Source organism: Pseudomonas sp. PS01301 (assembly GCF_029960215.1).
Taxonomy (GTDB): Bacteria; Pseudomonadota; Gammaproteobacteria; order Pseudomonadales; family Pseudomonadaceae; genus Aquipseudomonas; species Aquipseudomonas coleopterorum.
The window spans coordinates 1-18,764 of sequence record NZ_JASCPM010000064.1 but is presented as its reverse complement, the minus strand read 5'-3'; the positions used below and the strand labels follow the sequence as shown (position 1 = coordinate 18,764).

Annotated in this window: 15 protein-coding genes; 7 read left to right on the top strand and 8 right to left on the bottom strand. The window is 65.2% G+C overall.

Features of this window, described 5'->3' with window-relative positions; translation table 11 throughout:
* Positions 1 to 173: 173 nt before the first annotated feature.
* Positions 174 to 944, bottom strand: coding sequence for an SDR family NAD(P)-dependent oxidoreductase (locus QMX89_RS21365; RefSeq protein ID WP_282349773.1), 771 nt, complete (start codon positions 942 to 944; stop codon positions 174 to 176).
* Between the two features lie 125 nt (positions 945 to 1,069).
* Between QMX89_RS21365 and QMX89_RS21360 the strand changes: the two genes are divergently transcribed.
* A complete protein-coding gene (locus QMX89_RS21360; protein WP_049859030.1) occupies positions 1,070 to 1,465 on the top strand; it encodes an NUDIX domain-containing protein in 396 nt (131 codons plus the stop codon).
* Positions 1,466 to 1,484: 19 nt separating this feature from the next.
* On the opposite strand, the gene QMX89_RS21355 is transcribed toward QMX89_RS21360, so the two are convergent.
* Positions 1,485 to 1,646, bottom strand: coding sequence for a DUF2986 domain-containing protein (locus tag QMX89_RS21355; protein WP_282349772.1), 162 nt, complete (start codon positions 1,644 to 1,646; stop codon positions 1,485 to 1,487).
* 68 nt (positions 1,647 to 1,714) lie between these two features.
* Positions 1,715 to 3,895: a TonB-dependent siderophore receptor gene (locus tag QMX89_RS21350; RefSeq protein WP_282349771.1), complete on the bottom strand. Its 2,181-nt coding sequence runs from the start codon at positions 3,893 to 3,895 to the stop codon at positions 1,715 to 1,717.
* Positions 3,896 to 4,408: 513 nt separating this feature from the next.
* Between QMX89_RS21350 and QMX89_RS21345 the strand changes: the two genes are divergently transcribed.
* Entirely contained in the window at positions 4,409 to 6,097 is a 1,689-nt protein-coding gene (locus tag QMX89_RS21345; protein ID WP_282349770.1) for a Na/Pi symporter, read from the top strand.
* A 12-nt stretch (positions 6,098 to 6,109) separates the two neighbouring features.
* Here QMX89_RS21345 and QMX89_RS21340 read toward each other — a convergent pair whose 3' ends face one another.
* A complete protein-coding gene (locus tag QMX89_RS21340; RefSeq protein WP_282349768.1) occupies positions 6,110 to 7,291 on the bottom strand; it encodes an MFS transporter in 1,182 nt (393 codons plus the stop codon).
* 163 nt (positions 7,292 to 7,454) lie between these two features.
* On the opposite strand from QMX89_RS21340, the gene QMX89_RS21335 reads away from it, so the two are divergent.
* The gene (locus tag QMX89_RS21335) at positions 7,455 to 8,651 is read left to right on the top strand and encodes an aminotransferase class V-fold PLP-dependent enzyme (protein WP_282349766.1); all 1,197 of its coding nucleotides are present in this window, start codon (positions 7,455 to 7,457) and stop codon (positions 8,649 to 8,651) included.
* Positions 8,652 to 8,738: 87 nt separating this feature from the next.
* Here the strand turns inward: QMX89_RS21335 and QMX89_RS21330 are convergent, their stop codons facing one another.
* Together QMX89_RS21330 and QMX89_RS21325 are read right to left on the bottom strand one after the other, a co-directional pair.
* On the bottom strand, positions 8,739 to 10,031 hold the full coding sequence (locus QMX89_RS21330; RefSeq protein ID WP_282349765.1) for a sorbosone dehydrogenase family protein: 1,293 nt from the start codon (positions 10,029 to 10,031) through the stop codon (positions 8,739 to 8,741).
* Complete coding sequence (locus tag QMX89_RS21325) at positions 10,028 to 10,456, bottom strand: DUF2231 domain-containing protein (RefSeq protein ID WP_049859035.1); 429 nt, start codon at positions 10,454 to 10,456, stop codon at positions 10,028 to 10,030. Before QMX89_RS21325 ends, QMX89_RS21330 begins: the two co-directional genes overlap by 4 nt.
* Positions 10,457 to 10,703: 247 nt before the next feature.
* Between QMX89_RS21325 and QMX89_RS21320 the strand changes: the two genes are divergently transcribed.
* The gene (locus QMX89_RS21320) at positions 10,704 to 12,329 is read left to right on the top strand and encodes a methyl-accepting chemotaxis protein (protein WP_282349764.1); all 1,626 of its coding nucleotides are present in this window, start codon (positions 10,704 to 10,706) and stop codon (positions 12,327 to 12,329) included.
* A gap of 33 nt (positions 12,330 to 12,362) precedes the next feature.
* Here QMX89_RS21320 and QMX89_RS21315 read toward each other — a convergent pair whose 3' ends face one another.
* Complete coding sequence (locus QMX89_RS21315; protein ID WP_282349763.1) at positions 12,363 to 13,136, bottom strand: CHAD domain-containing protein; 774 nt, start codon at positions 13,134 to 13,136, stop codon at positions 12,363 to 12,365.
* 244 nt (positions 13,137 to 13,380) lie between these two features.
* Here QMX89_RS21315 and betT point away from each other — a divergent pair, with 244 nt between their 5' ends.
* From betT to QMX89_RS21300, 3 genes are all read left to right on the top strand, one after another.
* Positions 13,381 to 15,351 carry a choline BCCT transporter BetT gene (gene betT / locus QMX89_RS21310; protein ID WP_122741787.1) on the top strand — a complete coding sequence of 657 codons (1,971 nt, stop codon included), beginning with the start codon at positions 13,381 to 13,383 and terminating at the stop codon, positions 15,349 to 15,351.
* A gap of 78 nt (positions 15,352 to 15,429) precedes the next feature.
* A complete protein-coding gene (locus tag QMX89_RS21305; RefSeq protein ID WP_282349762.1) occupies positions 15,430 to 15,810 on the top strand; it encodes a RidA family protein in 381 nt (126 codons plus the stop codon).
* A gap of 17 nt (positions 15,811 to 15,827) precedes the next feature.
* Positions 15,828 to 17,534: an amidase gene (locus tag QMX89_RS21300; RefSeq protein WP_282349761.1), complete on the top strand. Its 1,707-nt coding sequence runs from the start codon at positions 15,828 to 15,830 to the stop codon at positions 17,532 to 17,534.
* Between the two features lie 39 nt (positions 17,535 to 17,573).
* Here QMX89_RS21300 and QMX89_RS21295 read toward each other — a convergent pair whose 3' ends face one another.
* A complete protein-coding gene (locus tag QMX89_RS21295; RefSeq protein ID WP_282349760.1) occupies positions 17,574 to 18,500 on the bottom strand; it encodes an AlkA N-terminal domain-containing protein in 927 nt (308 codons plus the stop codon).
* Positions 18,501 to 18,764 lie beyond the last annotated feature (264 nt).

The window sequence follows — 18,764 nt, the reverse complement described above, 5'->3', positions numbered from 1 at the left end:
GCAGTCATGCGTAAATACCTGACCGGACTTTGGGCCTGCATCCGAACCGGTACAGACTTCGATACGGCCAAGCTTTTCAGCGAAAAACATCTCGCGAAAGCTTGACCGGTAACAGAGTATCTACAGGAGAATATGGTGTTTTGTCGCGGCAGCGCGAATGCGGCGCGTCAGATTCACCACGGTATGGGCTGCCCATCCCAGGCCCAGAACCTGCCGGTTTGCACCGGCCCGTGCTGGCCGATCAATTCGAGCAGGCAACGGACGGCGAAATCGGGGTCGAACAATTTGCCCGCCGGGACGTTGGCCTGGAAGGGCTGCGAGAGCCGGGTGTCGGTGGTGCCTGGGTGCAAGGCCAATACCGTGGCCGCAGGATTCAAACGCTTGAGCTCGATGCTGGCCGTGCGCAACAGCTGGTTGAGCGCCGCCTTGCTGGCGCGATAGCTGTACCAGCCACCCAGGCGGTTGTCGCCGATCGAACCGACTCTGGCCGACAGCGCGGCGAAGGTGGCGGGCTGTTTGCGCAGCAGGGGCAGCAGATGCTTGAGCAGCAGGACCGGGGCAAAGGCATTGGTGGCGAAGCTGGCCTGCAGGCTGCTCAGATCCAGCTGGGCCAGCCCTTTTTCCGGCCGCGCGCCGTCCTGATGCAGAATGCCCAGCGTGCTGATCACCAGATGCAGATGAGCGCAATCGGCCGCCACCGCATCGGCCAGCCGCTGCAGGGCCTGTTCATCGCGCGCATCGCAATCGAGGCTGACCAGACGAGGTCCATGGCGCTCGGCCAACGCCGCCAGCTCGGCGCTGGTCGTGGCCTGCCGGGAAACCGCAAACACCTGGGCGACATCCTCACGCTGCAACAACTGCTCGCACAACGCCAGGCCGATGCCCTGGCTGGCGCCACAGACCAGTACAGACGCACTGCCGGATAGATCGGGTATCAACGCCATGGTCCACCGCCCTGCCAGAAGATCGTACCGATAGGACCGAGAACCACCCCCAAACGTTCTCCAGTGGCAATTGCCAGCTCATGCACGGCGTGCCATGGTGCCCACCTTTTTTCAGGAGAGACGCCATGGCCGCCACCATCCATATCGCTGCCGCACTGCTGCTCAACGAGCAAGGGCAAACGTTGCTGGTGCGCAAGCGCAACACGCGTGCCTTCATGCAGCCAGGCGGCAAGATCGAATCCGGCGAGCAGCCTGCCCAGGCACTGGTTCGTGAGTTGGAGGAGGAGTTGGGCATCGCGGTGGATCCGGCCGAAGCCAGATTTCTGGGTACCTACACAGCCGTGGCCGCCAACGAGCCCGGCCATGAAGTGCATTGCGAGCTCTTTCAGGTACGCATCAAGGCTCAGGTCAGCCCCGCTGCGGAAATCGAAGAAGCGCTGTGGGTCGATGCCACAACAGTGGCCAAGCTCGAACTGGCGCCGCTGACGCGCGACCAGATTTTGCCGCTGCACTACCTCTGAAGCACAGGCCCGATCCGCTTCAGGCCTGATCGACAGCGGGACTTGCGCTTTCGGCCTCAAGCGCCAGCTTCGCCCGGTCCGCCTTGCTGATGTAACGGTCCTTGCTCTGCGGCGCCAACTTGGCGCTGGCCTTCTTGGCATGTGCTTGCAACAGCTGTTTGATCTTCTTGCGACGATTCATGGCGTGGCCCAGGGGAGAAGTGAGTCGATGATACCAGTACGGCCCATCGACCCGCTCGCGGCTGCCGATCAGAAGCTGTACTTGGCCGTCAGCATCAGGTTGCGCGGGTTGCCGTAGCTGTCGCCGCCATAGCTGGTCGAGGTGGCGATGGCGTTGTAGTACTTGCGGTCGAACACGTTGTTGGCGTTGATCTGCAGGTCCAGGTTGCGGCTCACCTGATAGCCGGCCATCAGGTCGGTGACGGCATAGCTGCCCTGTTCCAGGCGGTAGCTGCCGCCATCGGCCAGGTCGACGTCGTTGTACAGGCGACTCTGCCAGGACAGGGTGCCGCCCACGCGCAGTTTCTCCAGCGGACCCTGGAAGCGGTAGGTGGTGGTGACCTTGAACAGGTGCTCGGGAATGTCGGTGTCGTAGCGCTGGTTTTCGTTCTGTGGGTTGGCGCTGTCCTTGAGCGTGTGCACCCGCGCGTAGGTGTAGCCACCGCCCACCTGCCAGTTCTCGGTCAGCGCTCCCTGCAGCTCGAAGTCGATGCCCTGGCTGCGCACTTCGCCCGACGCTTCGTAGCAACTGAGCTGAGGGCAGTTCTCGACGAAGATCTGCACCGCGCGGTTTTCCTGATCGACCCGGAACAGCGCGAGGCTGGCATTCAGCGCACCATCGAAATACTCGCCCTTGATGCCGATCTCGTAGTTCTTGCCCTGAATCGGCCGCACCGGTGTGCCGCTGGTGTCCTGAGCGCTTTGCGGGGTAAAGATGTCGCTGTAGCTGGCATACAGCGAATGGTGGTCGTCCAGATCAAAGATCAGCCCGGCGTAGCGGGTGACATTGCGGGTGACTTTGTAGTCGCCTTCGCCATCGCGGTTGTCATAGTCGTACCAGTCCAGGCGGCCACCGAGAATCAGCTTCAGCGGGTCGGCCAGGCTCAGGCGCGTGGTCATGTACAGGCCATCCTGGGTGGTGACTTCGCGGTCGTTGTCGGTATGGGTGAAGTTCGGCTTGCCAGCGTTGATCGGCCAGTTGGTGTCGTAGGGATCGTAGTTGTGCGTGGTCATGTCGTAGATGCGCCTGCTGGCGCCGACCACCAGTTCGTGAGTACGTCCGAACGCCTGGAACGGCCCGCTGACGAAGGCATCGAGGCCAGCCTGGTTTTCATCGTGTGCCGACTGGTACACGGTACGTGCCAGGGTATTTTCGAACCAGCGCGATTGATAAGAGCCGGAGAACAGGCCGTTCTGCTCGGCATAGTTGGCGTTGACCTGCAGGTTCCAGTCGTTGGCCAGGCGCTGGCGCACTTCAGCGAACACGGTGTTGATTTCCTGGTCCTTGTTCTCCCATTTGGTGCCCGGATTGTACGAGCGGGGCAGGTCCAGGTGATGGCCGTCCTGGCCGATCATCGACGAACCCCAGAAATAGTTGGTCTTGTCCTTCTGGTGAGAGAAACCCACGGTCAGCAGGGTGTCTTCGCTCAGGTCCGCTTCGGTCACCGCGTAGAACAGGCCATGGTCCTCTTCCACGCCATCGATAAAGCTGTTGGCGTCGCGGTAGGACGCCACCACGCGACCGCGCAGCGTGCCCGCCTGATTGAGCGGACTGGAAGCGTCGATTTCGCCACGGTAGTCGTCGTGGCTGCCAGCGGCGCCGGTCAGGGTGACCTTTTGTTCGGCCAGCGGCCGCTTGCGCACCAGGTTGATGGCCGCCGAGGGGTTGCCGGCACCGGTGACCAGGCCCGTCGCACCACGCACGACCTCGACCCGATCGAACATCGCCAGGTTGGGCTGGGCGCCGATGGTGACGCCCGAGTAGCCGCTGGGGATGCCGTCGTACATCAGGTTGTCGATGTCGAAACCGCGTGCCGTATAGGCCTGGCGACCGGGACCGTTGGCATAGCTGAGGAACAGGCCAGGGGTAGCGCGCACCGCATCGTTGATGCTGGTCATGGCCTGGTCGTCCATGCGCTGGCGGGTGATCACGGTCACTGCCTGGGGCGTTTCACGCAGGCTCAGCGGCAGTTTGGTAGCCGTCGCCATGCTGCCGGTGGTGTAGGACTGGGAACCCTCGGTGTAGCTGCCCAGCTGGAATGCGTTCGAGGTGATCTCGCTAGCCCCCAGTTCGATGACACCCGGCGCCGGCTGCTGCTGGCTCGCGGCGCTGTCGTCGGCCAGGGCTGGCGTGATCGTTGCCATGCAGATGGCCAGGGCCAGCAGGTTTTGCGGAGGGTAGGGGAGCGGCGAACGGGACATGCGAGACATGAAAAGCTTCCTGGCTAGACAAGATAATGCGAATCGTTTGCAGTATTGTGTCAGAAATTTCCTACGCGCGTCGTCCACCCCGGTAAAAATGTCCTGCAACCGCGTCACTGCGAATGCAGTGCCCCACCCCCCACGTGGTCCCCGCACGCGACTCGCAAGCCTCTGTAGCAGCGGCGCAAGCCGCGTCATTGGCCATGCGGTGTGTCCGTTTCTCCGCGTTGTCTCGGATGCGACTCGCAAGCCTCTGTAGCAGCGGGGCGAGCCGCGTCATTGGCCATGCGGTGTGTCACCTTCTCCGCGTCGTCCCCGGACGCGGCTCGCGCCGCTGCTACAGGGGAACGCGGTGTTTCGTAGCAGCGGCGCAAGCCGCGTCAGCTGCACTCGGCCACTACACCGGCGGTCGCAGCAAAGGGGAATGGCGGCCGCGCGTCACCCATATGTCACATTTCATGTCTAGCTTCGAGGATCACACCCCGGGCGCGCCGGCCATCCTCTCTACCGCAAAGAGCCGCCATGGAAATCGATATCTTCAAAGACCTGCTGGTCCCTGTCATCGGTGGCCTGGGCATTTTCATGCTCGGGCTGGAATTCATGTCCGACGGCATCAACAACCTGGCGGCCAACCGCATGCGCGCCTGGCTGGCCAAGCTGGCCGGCACGCCGGCCAAGGGCCTGGCCGCCGGGACCGTGATCACCGGCGTGCTGCAGTCCAGCACGGCCATGACCGTCATGACGGTCGGTCTGGTCAACGCCGGCGTGGTCGGGCTGCGGCCGGCCATCAGCGTGATCATGGGCGCCAACATCGGCACCACCCTGGGCAACGGCTTGATCGCCATGCCGCTGGGGCCATTGGGACTGATCTTCGCCGGGCTGTTCGCCCTGGTCTATGTCTTCAGCAAGAACGAAAAGACCCGCCATCTCGCCATCGCCATCATCGGTTTCTCGTTGATCTTCTACGGTCTGAACCTGTTGACCGGCGGGCTCAAGCCCCTGCGCGAACTGCCGGAAGTGATGTCGGTCATCTCCGGATTGCGCGCCGACAGCTACACCGGCCTGGCCATCTGCGTGCTGACCGCCGCCGGCATCACTGCCATGATCCATTCCTCGTCGGCCACCATCGGCATCGTCATGGGCCTGGGGGCGGCTGGCATTCTGGATTGGCAGACGGCGGTGGCGTTCTCCCTCGGCGCCGACCTGGGTACCACCGTCACCTCATGGCTGGCCTCGCTCAACCTGTCGAAGAACGCCAAGCGCGCGGCCTATGCCCACATCGCCTTCAACTTCATCGGCGTTGCCGTGATGTTTCCGCTGTTCTTTCTGTCCATGGACATCCTGCAAGGGACCATGGGCCTGTTCGGCATGGACGTGACCCGTACCAGTACGGTCGATGGCAAGGAAAGCTTCCCGATGGTGCCCGTGGCGGTGGGGCTTTACTCCATCGGCTTCAACATCTTCAACACGGCGCTGATGTTTCCCTTCATCGGCGTGTTCGAGCGCGTGCTCTCGCGCATCGGCGCCAGCCGCAGCGACGCGGAGGACTATGCCGTACCGCGTCATCTCGACCGTGCCGCGCTGGCCAACGTCAACACTGGCGTGGCCGCCGTCAGCCAGGAACTGACCCGCTACAGCCAGGGCATGGGCCTGCTGCTGGACGCGGCGCGCGGCCAATCCCAGGCGCTGAAGAACGCCGCGGAACATGAGCATGCGCTGGACACCCTGAGCCAGGAAATTCGCGGTTACACCGCGCAGATGTTCAAGAACGATGTCACGGCGCGGCAAACCAATCTGCTCGCCAGCCTCATCGAGGAAGAAGACTTCAGCGCAAGCCTGACCCGAACCCTGTCGCAGATCGCCCGCCGCATCGAGCGCCAGGTGTTCTGCGCCAATGCGCGGAAAATCGTCGACGCCATTCTCGATATCGTCGAGCCGGCCGTGCGCAAGGGGCCACAGGGCGCCTACCTGCCGAACGCCCACGCCAGGGACCTGCTGGCCCTGCGCGAGCGCTGCCTGCAGCCCGAGCAGAAACTGGGCTGGGACGAACGCGGCGCCATCCTGGCGTTGCTGGGCAGTGCCGAGCGTGCGCTGAATCTGGTTCAGCGCATCGCCGAGGAACGTCTTTCGGTGTCACGAGAACTGGATCAGACCGACCCAGCGTCGGCGGCCGACCATGCCCCCTCCGGCGTATTGGCCAAACCGCTGTAGGCTGAGTTGGTCTCAGCGTGCGGCGGCGGCGGGGGCTGTGGCGTTGTACCAGGGCCGCAGCAGACTGAGCAGGCCCAGCAGCGCCATGCCGGCGCCCAGCCACAACGGGGCGCGCAGTCCCAGACCAGCATCGATCACCGCACCACCGGCCCAACTGCCCAGGGCCAGCCCGGCGGTGATCACCGAGGTGTGCAGGGTGTTGACCAGCGCGCCGGGCTCGGCGGCCTTCATCACCCGCGCAACCATGGCCGGGTTCAGCGCGACCCCGGTCAGGCCAACGGTGAGGAAGCAGGCCAGGTTCAGCCAGAACACCTGACCAGCGAGGGCGAATCCGCCCAGCGCCAGCACCAGCAAGGCCAAGCCCCAACCCAGGGCGGCGAAGGTATGCCGATCGGCGATCCGGCCCACTACCATGTTGCCCAGCACGTTGGCCACGCCGTACAGCGCCAGCAACGGCGCCACCTGGGCGGGGGCCACGCCGACTTCCTCGATCAGGATCGGCGTGCAATAACTGAACGCAGCGAAGGTCGCGCCGATGATCAGGCCGCTGGTGATGTAGGCACCCCACAGGCTGCGGTTCTTCAGGCTGATCCACTGTCTGCCCAGCGACGGCTCGTCGCCGGCCTCGGCGCGCGGCAGGCGCGTGGCGACCAGCGCCGTGCACAGCGAGGCCAGCGCCACCACCAACCAGGCACTGGCCCGCCAGCCATAGTGATGTTCGACCCAGGCGGTCGCCGGCACGCCGGCCACCGGCGACAGCATCAGTCCGGCCAGCACCACCGAAATGGCCCGGCCGCGGTCCTGCAGGCTGACCAGCCCGGCGCACAGGGTCATGCACAGGCCGATGCAGGCGGCGCTGGACACGCCCATGACGATGCGTGCCACGGCCAGCACCGTATAGGTCGGCGCCGCGGCGGCCAGCGCGCCGGCCAGCACGTACACCGCCAGCAGCCCGACCAGCGCGCGCTGGTTGCTGATGCCGCGCGACAGCAGCAGCACCGTGACCGGTGGCCCGCCCAGGGCCATGCCCAGTGCATACAGGGCAATCAGGTTGCCGACCTGGGCCAGGCTCACGGAAAACGCAGCGGCCAGCGCGGGCATCATCCCGGCCACCATGAACTCGGCGGTCACCAGCGAGAAAATCGTCAAACCCAACAGGTAGACGGTCGGCGGAAGCTTGGAACGGGTGGTCATGAGCATCTCGGACAAAAATGAAGCTGGCTACCCTAGGGATTGTTGAACGAATGGTCAAATAACCAAGGGCGCTCTGTTCATGTCGGCGACGACCGGCCTTGCCCCTTGCATCCCACGTCCGGCGAAGCGATGCTCGGTGTCTTCCCCTCAAGAGCGTGCTGTCATGCCCTGCGTAACGCAAAGCCCCGCCGAATTGGCCATGGATGAAACCTTCTGGACGGACGTTGCTGCACGCTACCCACGCGACGACGGACCGATCAACCTCGACGGCGGCTATTTCGGTCGCATGAGCGAAGGCGTGGTGAGCGCCTATGAAGACGCGATCCGTCATGTCAACCGCAGCAACTCGGTGCACGTGCGCCAGCACTTCGACAAGCATGAGGCCGACGACATCCGCCAGCAGCTCGCCGAGCTGATGGGCGTGCCCGCAGGTGAGCTGACCTTCGCCCGCAGCGCATCCGAAGCCCTGTATTCGCTGATCCGCAACTACACGCGTCTGCAGCCGGGCGATCAGGTGTTGATCAGCGACCTGGACTACGGCTCGGTGCAGGGTGCCTTCGACTGGCTGCAGCAGGCCCGCGGTGTCGAGCTGGTGCGTCTGGTCCACGAGCACCCCGCCAGCTACGAGGCTTTGCTCCAGACCTACCGCCAGGCCTTCGCCACCCATCCGCGGCTCAAGCTCATGGCGTTGACCCACGTCACCCACCGTACCGGGCTGGTCATGCCGATCAAGGCCATTGCCGCCGAGGCCCGTGCCCACGGCATCGACGTGATTCTGGACGGCGCCCATTCGCTCGGTCAGATGGAGGTCGATCTGCAGGACCTGGGCATCGAGCTGGCGGGCTTCAACCTGCAGAAATGGATTGGCGCGCCGCTCAGCCTGGGGGTCATTCACGTTCGCCGCGAGCGCCTCGCCGACTTCTCGCCGGACATGGGCAACCCCAGCTATCCAGCCGACGACATTCGCTGCCTGAGCCCCTACGGCACCCCCAACGTCCCCGCGTTGATGAGCCTGCCCACGGTGTTTGCCGAACACCAGGCGTTGGGCGGCTGGCCAGTGAAGGGCGCGCGCCTGCGTTACCTGCGTGACCTGTGGCTGGCGCCTGCGCGAAGGCTGCCGGGCATCGAAGTGCTCACGCCCGAAGACCCGCGCCTGTCCTGCTGCATCGCCTCGTTCCGTTTCCGCGACGTGCAGGACCAGCAGGGCAAGATCGACCAGCTCCTCGCCCAGTTCGATATCTTCACCGTCGCCCGTGACGGCTCCGCCTGCGGGCCCTGCATTCGGGTGACACCGGGGATCAACACGACGCCCGCCGACATGCACGCCCTGGTCGATGCCTTGACGGTGATGAGTCGCTGATCGGGAAGCAGGGGGGCAATGAACAACCGGCGCGCTGAACGCGCGCCGGTGGACAACACCTCGGGGAAGGGCGCCCCGAAGCCAGCCTCAACGGCTGGGTGTGACGCGCCAGATGGTGCTGGCCAGGTCATCGGCGATGATCAGCGCGCCGCGCGGATCGACCGTTACACCGACCGGACGGCCACGGGTCTTGCCATCGTCACCACGGAAACCCGTGGCGAAATCTATCGGCTCACCGGCGGGTTTGTCACCGGCGAACGGCACGAAGATGACCTTGTAGCCCACGGGGTTGTCGCGGTTCCAGCTACCGTGCTCGCCCACGAACGCGCCTTGGGCAAACTTCTCGCCCATGGCCGGGATCGAGAAGTCCACACCCAATGCGGCGACGTGCGATCCAAGGCTGTAATCGGGCTTGACCGCCGCCGCGACTTTTTCCGGGTTCTGCGGCTGGGCGCGAGGATCGACGTTCTGGCCCCAGTAGCTGTACGGCCAGCCATAGAACTGCCCTTCACGGACCGAACTCAAGTAGTCCGGCACCAGGTCCGGACCCAGCTCGTCACGTTCGTTGACCACGGCCCACAGTTGGCCAGTGCCCGGTTGGATGGTCAGCGCCGTCGGGTTGCGGATACCCGTTGCATACGGCTTGTGCGCGCCGGTCTGGGCGTCGATCTGCCAGACCATGGCGCGGTCGATCTCGACTTCCATGCCTCGTTCGGTCACGTTGCTGTTGGAACCGATGCCCACGTACAGATAGCGGCCGTCGTCACTGATGGCCAGCGACTTGGTCCAGTGGTGGTTGATCGCCGAGGGCAGGTCGGCCAGCTTGGTCGGTGCCGCGCTAGCCTTGGTCTGGCCGTCGGTGTAGTCGAAGCGCACCAAGGCATCCTGGTTGGCGACGTACAACTTGCCGTCGGCATAGGCCAGGCCGTAGGGCGCGTTGAGATTTTCCGCGAACACGGTCTTCAGCTCATAGGTGCCATCGCCGTCGGCGTCACGCAGCAGGGTCAGGCGGTTGCCGCCCTTGACCTGGGTATTGCCCTTGGCCTTGATGTAGCTGGCGATCACGTCCTTGGGCTTGAGCTTGGCAGCGCTGCCGCCGCGACCTTCGGCCACCAGGATGTCACCGTTGGGCAGGACCAGGGTCTGGCGCGGAATCGCCAGGTCGGTGGCAATCGCGCTGATGGTATAGCCCTGTGGCACGGTCGGTTTGCTGTCGCCCCAAGCCACTGGCTCGGCGATCTTCATGCTCGGCAACAGGCCGCGCTGTGCTTCCGGCAATTTGGGATCGGGCCCGCGGGCCTGGGTGCTGTCGGCTTCGCTGCCGCAACCGGCGAGCAACAAGGCCACGCTGATGGCCGTCAAGGCGCCTGAATAGTTCATCGAACACCTCCGGAACGCAGATTGGTCAAACCGACCCAGGCCGCGATCAGCGCCAGTGCCGTCACGATCACCGACAGGATCAGCCCCGAAGGCATGACTGCCCAGGCGTCCTTGGCATGTTCGAAGGCGTTGACCAGCCCCAGTACCCACGTCACCAGCAACAGCAGGAAGTACACGACTGGACGACCGCCCTTATGCTCCGCGCGGACCAGGTTGATGAGGGCGCACAGCAGCGCCAGGCCACAGAACACCAAGGCACCGGCGATCAGCCAGGCGGCGAAGTTGCTCCACTGGATCTGGTAGCTCTGGTAGTAGGCGATGTCGCTCAGTAGCCCGCCCAGAAAGAGCGGAACGGTACCGGCCAGGAAGATCGCATGCAGCGGACCTGGCCTGTGTCGATAGGCAAGTTGGGTAGTAGTGGTCACGACAATCCCTCATCAAAGGACAACATCGGCACGGATGCACCGGCGGGTCAGACGCGCTTGTTGCGCATAGAGAGGATCGCCGCTGCCAACCGTTAGTTCACAAGCGTTCGTGTCGAAATATTATCGGGCGCCCCGAGACTCGCCATCGGACGTCGTCCCGTGGCCGGCGCGCTCAAGCAACGCCCGAGCCCTGCCGATATAACGGTTGCCCACGCGTTCGCAAGGGCTTCCAATCATGAGGTTCGTCATGTTCAAAACGTCTCTGCGCGCCCAGGTGCTGGCCTTGTTGGCCGGTGGGTTGCTCATCCTGCTGCTGATTGCTCTGGGCAGCTTCAAATTCCTCGCAGGAAGCCTGGATGACTACACACACCTGGTGGCCGGACCGCTGCGGGCCACTGAACTGGTCGATCGTGCCAACGTTCAGTTCAAGACCCAGGTGCAGGAATGGAAGAATGTGCTGCTGCGTGGCAAGGACCCCAAGGCCGCGGACAAGTACTGGGCCCAGTTCGAGGAGCAGGAGCGGGCGGTGGCGGCCACCTTGCAGGCCCTGAGCGAATTGCCCGGCGTACCCGCCAGCGTCAGCCAGAACGCCCAGCGCCTGCGTGATGAACACGCTACGTTGGGCAAGGCCTATCGTCAGGGTCGCGAAGCCTTCCTGGCCAGCGGGGCCGAAGCCGCCAGCGGCGACCGCGCCGTGGCCGGCGTCGACCGTGCCACCAGCGAGCAGATGAACGCTCTGGTGACCGAGCTGCGCGGGCTGGCCGATGAGCAGTCGCGGTTGATCAACGAGCAGGGCCACCAGGCGATCGTCTGGGGCATCGGCATCATGCTGTTGTCCGGACTGCTGATCACCGCCCTGAGCCTGTGGCTGGTCAACCGCAACCTGGTCACGCCGGTGCGCGACCTGATCGACTACGTGGCGCGCCTGAGCCAGGGCCATCTGGCCGAGCGCGTGGTCAGCCAGCGGCGTGACGAGTTGGGCAATCTCGCCGTGGCAGCGAACACCCTGCGCGACTTTCTCGCCGATACCTTCACCCGCCTGCAACGCAGCACGGCCGATCTGGACCAGGCCAGCGGCGAGTTGAACACCATCGCTGCGGTGATGCTGCAGGGCACCAACGAGCAGTTCGAGCGCACCGATCAGGTGGCCACGGCGATGCAGGAAATGTCCGCCACCGCGCAGGAAGTCGCCCGCCATGCCGCCGGCGCGGCCACCGCCGCCGCCGATGCCGACCGCGAGGCGCAAAGCGGTGAGCAGTCCATGCAGGCCACCATCCATACCATCACCCGCATGCGCGGCGAGATTGCCCTGACCGGCGACGTGATTCGTCAGTTGCGCGACGACAGCGGTCGGATCGGCAAGGTGCTGGAGGTGATCCGTGGCATCGCCGACCAGACCAACCTGCTGGCGCTCAATGCCGCCATCGAGGCGGCGCGCGCCGGGGATGCCGGTCGCGGTTTCGCCGTGGTCGCCGACGAGGTGCGCACCCTGGCGCAGCGTACCGCGGCCTCGACCCTGGAAATCCATCAGATCATCGACACCGTGCAGACCGGCGCAGTGAACGCGGTGCAAGCCATCGAAAATGGTCAGCAACGCAGCGATCAGGGTGTCGAGCAGGTGGTGGAAGCAGGGCAGACACTGACCCGCATCACCCAGTCGATCGAGGCGATCAGGGACATGAACCGGCAGATCGCAACGGCCGCCGAAGAGCAGAACGCGGTGGTCGACGACATCGCCCAGAACCTGGTCGAAATCACCGCCATCGCGACCACCAACCAGGCCAACGTCGACCGCACCCAGAGCGCCAGCGGCCACCTGCATCAACTGTCGACGGAACTGGGGCAGGTCACGGCGCGCATCAAGGCGGCGTGACCCGCGCGCCGTCCGGCCACCGCGTGGCTGCCCTCAGCGCTTGCTGCGCTTGGGCAGCAGGCGCGCCAGGGTGTCGAGCTCGGCCTCGGCCCGCTCGAGTTCGGCGGCCGAGTCTTCGGCCCAGACCTGCGCCAGCGGTTGCAGATCGGCTTCGACCTTGGCCTTGAGGCACCATTGATGGTGGTCATGCCACGAGCCCAGCGCCGACTGCACGGCCTTGAGCGATTTTTCCGCCTTGGATGACAGCGGAGAAAGGTCGGCGAAGGCCTGGGTCAGGTAGCGCGTGCGTTTGACCAGGATGCGCAGTTCGTGCCGATCGAATTTGGCATCCTTGAGCGCGCGGCGCAGCTTGTCGACGTGCTTGTTCAGGGTCTTCACCACCCCCTTTTCGAAGTGTCTGGAATCCAGGCCCGGCTCACTGGCGCGGAATGCGGCGGGCCATCCGTCCAGCGCCGTGAACAAGGCCTGCAGGGTGGCATGCTCGGCGATCAGTTGGTGCTCCAGTTCCAGGCGTGCCCGGCGGCTGGCGGCGGCACCGTCCATGCCACGTTTCTCCAGTTCCTGGGCCATCACTTCCAGGTCGCGGGTAGGGGTCGTGAGTTGCCCCACGGCCTTGGCCGCCGCCAGCAGCGGGCCCATGGCCGGTTCCGCCCGCACCGGGATCAGCAGGCTGCGGATGCGCCGCACGGCGATACGCAGGTCGTGCAGTGCTTCGGCATCCGCCACGCTTTCCAGACGAGCCCGCGCATGAAAGAGCGCCACCTCCAGCGCGATGATCTCTTTCACATAAGTGTCGACGAATGCCATGGATCCTCCGGTTGGTGGTCGAGCGGTTGATGATCGAAGAACAGGTTGCAGCGTCACTGATAGACAGAGCGCCACCGGCAATCGTGCCGGCCTCGCCGCGCGAATATGTGAGCAAATACATCCAGCCACATAATCGGTCCATCAAAGGCGAACTGGACGAAGCGTGTTGGTAAACCCCAGCCGCGCAGTGCGGTCACAGCTAGCCACACACCCACTGCTGCACCGTCCCATCAGGAGCTTTTCAATGACTGTGAAGTCAGACCCCGTCGAGGCCTCGACACTCAATCCGCCGGTCTTCTGGATATCGGCCATCCTGCTGCTCTTGCTGGTGCTGTTCGCCAGCCTGATGCCCCAACAGGCGCAAACCCTGTTCGCCCATGTGCAGGATTGGATCTTCACCAACGTCAGCTGGTTCTACATTCTCGCCGTGGCGGTGATCCTGGGCACCGTGGTGTTCCTGGGCGTCAGCCGCTACGGTGACATCAAGCTGGGCCCGGACCACAGCACGCCCGACTACAGCAGCATGACCTGGTTCGCCATGCTGTTCTCGGCGGGCATGGGCATCGGTCTGATGTTCTTCGGCGTCGCCGAGCCGGTCATGCACTTCCTCAATCCGCCCTACGGCGAGGGCGACACCGTTGCCGCCGCGGGTGAGGCGATGCGCATCACCTTCTTCCATTGGGGCCTGCACGCCTGGGCCATCTACGCCATCGTCGCCTTGATCCTGGCCTATTTCAGCTTCCGCCACGGCCTGCCGCTGACCCTGCGTTCGGCCCTCTATCCGCTGATCGGCGAGCGCATCTATGGCCCCATCGGGCATGCCGTGGACATTTTCGCCATCATCGGCACGGTTCTCGGGGTGGCCACTTCGCTGGGCTTCGGTGTGGCGCAGATCAACACCGGTCTCAACGCGCTGTTCGGCATTCCGGTATCGATCCCGATCCAGATCGCCCTGATCATCGGCACCACCGCGTTGGCCACGCTGTCGGTGGTGTCCGGGCTGGACAAGGGCATCCGTCGGCTGTCCGAGCTGAACCTGGGCTTGGCGGTCCTACTCATGGCGATGGTCATGATCCTCGGCCCCACCGTGTTGATCCTGCAGACGTTCGTGCAGAACACCGGTGGCTACCTCAGCGAGATCGTCAGCCGCACCCTCAACCTCAATGCCTACCAGCCCACCGACTGGATCGGCGGCTGGACCCTGTTCTACTGGGGCTGGTGGCTGGCCTGGTCACCGTTCGTGGGGCTGTTCATCGCGCGCATCTCGCGCGGTCGTACCATCCGCGAATTCGTCACCGGGGTGCTGCTGGTGCCCACCGCGTTCACCCTGCTGTGGATGACCGTGTTCGGTAACACCGCGATCCACATGATTCTCGAGCAGGGCATGACCGACCTGGGCATGGCCGTGGACAAGGATACGTCGCTGGCGCTGTTCGCGTTTCTCCAGCACTTCCCGTTCTCCGGCGTGATCAGCGCCCTGGCGATCATCATGGTGGTGGTGTTCTTCGTCACCTCGGCCGACTCCGGCGCGATGGTGGTGGACATGCTCGCCTCTGGTGGGTCGGAAAACACCCCGGTGCGCCAGCGCATCTTCTGGGCCTCGAGCATGGGTCTGGTGGCCATCGCGCTATTGCTGGCCGACGGCCTCAAGGCGTTGCAAACGGCGACCATCGCCAGTGCGCTGCCGTTCACCCTGGCGCTGTTGCTGAGCATGCGCGGCCTGCTCAAGGCGCTCAAGCTGGACGCCACCAAGCGCGGCCTGCGCCATCAGGCCCTGGCGATTTCCCCGAGCACGCCACGGGCCGGCGGCAACTGGCAGCGTCGTCTGCGCACCCTGGCCATGTTCCCGCGCCGCGCCCACGTGGTGCGCTTCATCGAGGAAGTGGCCCGTCCGGCCTGCCTCAGCGTCGCCGAGGAATGGCGCCTGCAAGGTTACGATTGCACCGTGGAAGACGGCGAGGAGGGCGGTGTGCGCCTGAGTGTCGGCCCGACCGACGATGCCTTCATCTATGAAATCCGGCCCCATGCCTACGCCACCCCAAGCTTCGTCATGAGCGGACCCACCGGCGAGGAGCGCAAGTATTTCCGCGCCGAAGTGCACCTGCGCGAAGGGGGCCAGGACCACGACGTCATGGGCTGGTCGCGCGACGAGGTGATCGGCGACATCCTCGATCACTACGAGCGGCACATGCACTTCCTGCACCTGGTGGGCTGACGGGCTCGCCGTTTCAATTTGCAATGGCTGGGCTGTAACATGCCCGCCATTGCCCATCATTGACCTCAGGAGCTTCCCATGGCCCATTCAGACATCACCTTTGTGCCGGACCCTGACCCGGAGTCGATTTCCTCGGACGTCGCAGGCTTCGGCGGCCTGCTGGTGACCACTCAGATTCCGACCCGCGCCGACGGCAGCCTGGAACTGGGCAGCATCACCGCCCAGAGCGAATGCACGCTGCAGGCGCTCAAAGTGGCGCTGGAAGCGGCGGGCAGCTCGCTGGATCGCGTCCTGCACCTGACCATCTACCTGACCGACATGGCTGACCGCCCGGCCTTCAACGAGGTCTACCAGCGCTTCTTCGCCAAGCCCTGGCCGGTGCGTGCCGCCGTGGGTATCACTGCGCTGGCCGCCTCCGGCATGCGTGTCGAAGTCACCGCCATGGCCGCCAAGGGCTGATCGTGCAGGAGAGCAGCATGATCGAAGTCACCGAGGTTTCCATTGCCCAACTGCGCGCGGCTCTGGAGAGCGGGCAGACCACGGCGGTCGAACTGGTCCAGGCCTACCTGGAGCGCATCGCGGCCTATGACGGCGCCGACACGGCCACCGCGCTGAACGCCGTGGTGGTGCCCAATCCCTCGGCCCTGGCCGAAGCCGAGGCGGCCGATGCACGGCGCGCGAGCGGCCAGACCCTGGGCCCGCTCGATGGCATTCCCTACACGGCCAAGGACAGCTACCTGGTCAAGGGTCTGACTGCGGCCTCCGGCAGTCCGGCCTTTGCCGGGCTGGTCGCCCAGCGCGACGCGTTCACCGTCGAGCGCCTGCGCGCTGCCGGAGCGATCTGCCTGGGCAAGACCAACATGCCGCCCATGGCCAACGGCGGCATGCAGCGCGGCGTCTACGGCCGTGCCGAAAGCCCGTACAACGCCGAGTTCCTCACCGCGCCGTTTGCTTCCGGCTCGTCCAATGGTGCTGGCACCGCGACCGCAGCCAGCTTCGCCGCGTTCGGGCTGGCCGAAGAAACCTGGTCGAGCGGACGCGGCCCGGCGTCCAACAACGGCCTGTGTGCCTATACGCCCTCGCGCGGGATCATCTCGGTGCGCGGCAACTGGCCGCTGACGCCGACCATGGACGTGGTCGTGCCCTTTGCGCGGACCATGGCCGATCTGCTGGAAATCCTCGATGTGGTGGTCGCCGACGACCCCGACACCCGTGGCGACCTGTGGCGCCTGCAACCCTGGGTGCCGATACCCAAGGTGGCCAGCGTGCGCCCGGCGTCCTATGTGCAATTGGCCGTATCGCCCGCGGCGCTGGCGGGCAAGCGTTTCGGTGTGCCGCGCATGTACATCAATGCCGACCCGCTGGCCGGCACGGCCGAGCAGCCGGGCATTGGCGGCCCAACCGGGCAGCGCATTCACACCCGTGCTTCGGTGATCGACCTCTGGCAGCAGGCCCGCCATGCCCTTGAAGCGGCAGGTGCCGAGGTGGTCGAAGTGGACTTCCCGCTGGTCTCCAACTGCGAAGGCGATCGACCGGGTGCGCCGACCGTGTTCAACCGCGGCATCGTCGACCCGGCGTTCCTGCATCATGAATTGTGGGACCTCACCGCCTGGGCCTTCGACGACTTTCTGCGCGCCAACGGTGATCCGGCGCTGAATCGGCTGGTGGATGTCGACGGCCCGCTGATCTTCCCCCATGACCCCGGCACGCTGCCCAATCGCGAGGGCGACCTGGCCGCCGGCATGGACGAATACGTGAAGATGGCGGAGCGGGGCATTACGCCCTGGGACCAGATCGACACCCTGGCCGACGGTCTGCGCGCGTTGGAGCACACCCGCAAGATCGACCTGGAAGACTGGATGCAGGCCCTGAAGCTGGATGCGGTGGTGTTTCCCACCGTCGCCGACGTGGCTCCAGCCAAGGCTGATGTCGATCCGGCGGCAGCGGACATCGCCTGGAGCAACGGGGTATGGGTGGCCAACGGCAATCTGGCGATCCGTCACCTGGGCGTGCCGACCGTTACTGTGCCCATGGGCCTGATGGCCGACATCGGCATGCCGGTGGGGCTGACCTTTGCCGGTCGCGCCTATGACGACACGCAGCTGTTGCGCCTGGCCGCGGCCTTCGAGGCCACCGGTCAACGCCGGGTGATCCCGCCGCGCACGCCACCGCTGCAGCGCTGAGCGTCTGGCTGAAAACGTGGCGTCTGTGGCGCCACGTTTTCAGCCACCGCGCTGGCCGTCGGTGCGGTCCATCAGCTCGTTCCAGATGTACATGACGGCGTAGGCGCGCCACGGCCGCCAGTCTTCGCTGCGCAGCCGTTGGTGCCCCAGCTTCAGCAGCTCCGGATGCTCGCGGGTGATCTCCTGCATGATCACCAGGTCGCTGCCTGGCCAGGCGTCGCGGTCGCGCCAGGCCCGCATGGCCACGTATTCGACCGTCCACGGACCGATCCCCGGCAGCGCCAGCAGGCCCTTGCGCAGGTGTGTCAGGTCGGCACGGGTGTGTTCATCGACGAAGGCTTCGATCTGCAGCTGATCGTTGGCCACCGCCGCCGCAAAGTTCTGCAACGCCGCCACCCGCTTGCTGGGCATGCCGATCCGCTCGAAATTGACGTCGGCCAGGGCGGCCGGGGTCGGAAAATGCCACGCCACCTGTGCGTGCTGGGGATGCGCCACGGCCCGCCCGGCGCGCTCGGCCAGGCGACCGGCAATGGTCGTCGCCGCTTTGACGCTGACCTGCTGGCCGACGATGGTGCGCACGATGAGTTCGAAGGTCGACCAGGTGCCAGGCACGCGCAAGCCCGGCGTCTGCAGCAGCAGGCGGCCCAGCCAGGGATCGCCGTCGAGTGCGGCATGCAGCTGCTGCGGGTCCAGATCCAGATCGAACATGCGCCGCAGACGCGGCACCAAGGCAGGCAGGTGAACGCTGGCCGGCCCATCGACTCGCGCGATCAGGCAGTCACGGCTCGCGTCCTGCCGGACACTGAGCAAGCCTTCGTCGCCCTGCCATTCGACGGTGCGTAGATACACGCCGTCGATGACCGTCTCGACCAACGCACTGGAGCGACCGCCGTAAAACCTGAGCAGACGCTGCCAGTCGAAGGGCGGCTTATAGAACAATTCGATGTCGGTATGGCGTGAGGGCATGGCAAAAAACTCCTTGCGGGTTCAGACCATGCACGCCGCCACTTTGCTGCATCCACCGCCGACGCGGCTCGCGCCGCTGCTACAGACACACCGCCGTACCCACCGACACCGCGATCCCGGTAGCAGCGGCGCAAGTCGCGTCCGGCCTCACCGCGTTCATCCAGACACCCTGCGTTGCCCGCCGACGCGGCTCGCGCCGCTGCTACAGACACACCGCCTACCCACCGACACCGCGATCCCTGTAGCAGCGGCGCAAGTCGCGTC

Coding starts and splice junctions, on each gene's coding strand:
- QMX89_RS21300 (WP_282349761.1), top strand. CDS start 15,828: ATGATCGAAGTCACCGAGGTTTCCATTGCCCAACTGCGCGCGGCTCTG.
- QMX89_RS21340 (WP_282349768.1), bottom strand. CDS start 7,291: ATGACCACCCGTTCCAAGCTTCCGCCGACCGTCTACCTGTTGGGTTTG.
- QMX89_RS21305 (WP_282349762.1), top strand. CDS start 15,430: ATGGCCCATTCAGACATCACCTTTGTGCCGGACCCTGACCCGGAGTCG.
- QMX89_RS21335 (WP_282349766.1), top strand. CDS start 7,455: ATGCCCTGCGTAACGCAAAGCCCCGCCGAATTGGCCATGGATGAAACC.
- QMX89_RS21345 (WP_282349770.1), top strand. CDS start 4,409: ATGGAAATCGATATCTTCAAAGACCTGCTGGTCCCTGTCATCGGTGGC.
- QMX89_RS21315 (WP_282349763.1), bottom strand. CDS start 13,136: ATGGCATTCGTCGACACTTATGTGAAAGAGATCATCGCGCTGGAGGTG.
- QMX89_RS21320 (WP_282349764.1), top strand. CDS start 10,704: ATGTTCAAAACGTCTCTGCGCGCCCAGGTGCTGGCCTTGTTGGCCGGT.
- betT (WP_122741787.1), top strand. CDS start 13,381: ATGACTGTGAAGTCAGACCCCGTCGAGGCCTCGACACTCAATCCGCCG.
- QMX89_RS21365 (WP_282349773.1), bottom strand. CDS start 944: ATGGCGTTGATACCCGATCTATCCGGCAGTGCGTCTGTACTGGTCTGT.
- QMX89_RS21360 (WP_049859030.1), top strand. CDS start 1,070: ATGGCCGCCACCATCCATATCGCTGCCGCACTGCTGCTCAACGAGCAA.
- QMX89_RS21295 (WP_282349760.1), bottom strand. CDS start 18,500: ATGCCCTCACGCCATACCGACATCGAATTGTTCTATAAGCCGCCCTTC.
- QMX89_RS21330 (WP_282349765.1), bottom strand. CDS start 10,031: ATGAACTATTCAGGCGCCTTGACGGCCATCAGCGTGGCCTTGTTGCTC.
- QMX89_RS21355 (WP_282349772.1), bottom strand. CDS start 1,646: ATGAATCGTCGCAAGAAGATCAAACAGCTGTTGCAAGCACATGCCAAG.
- QMX89_RS21350 (WP_282349771.1), bottom strand. CDS start 3,895: ATGTCTCGCATGTCCCGTTCGCCGCTCCCCTACCCTCCGCAAAACCTG.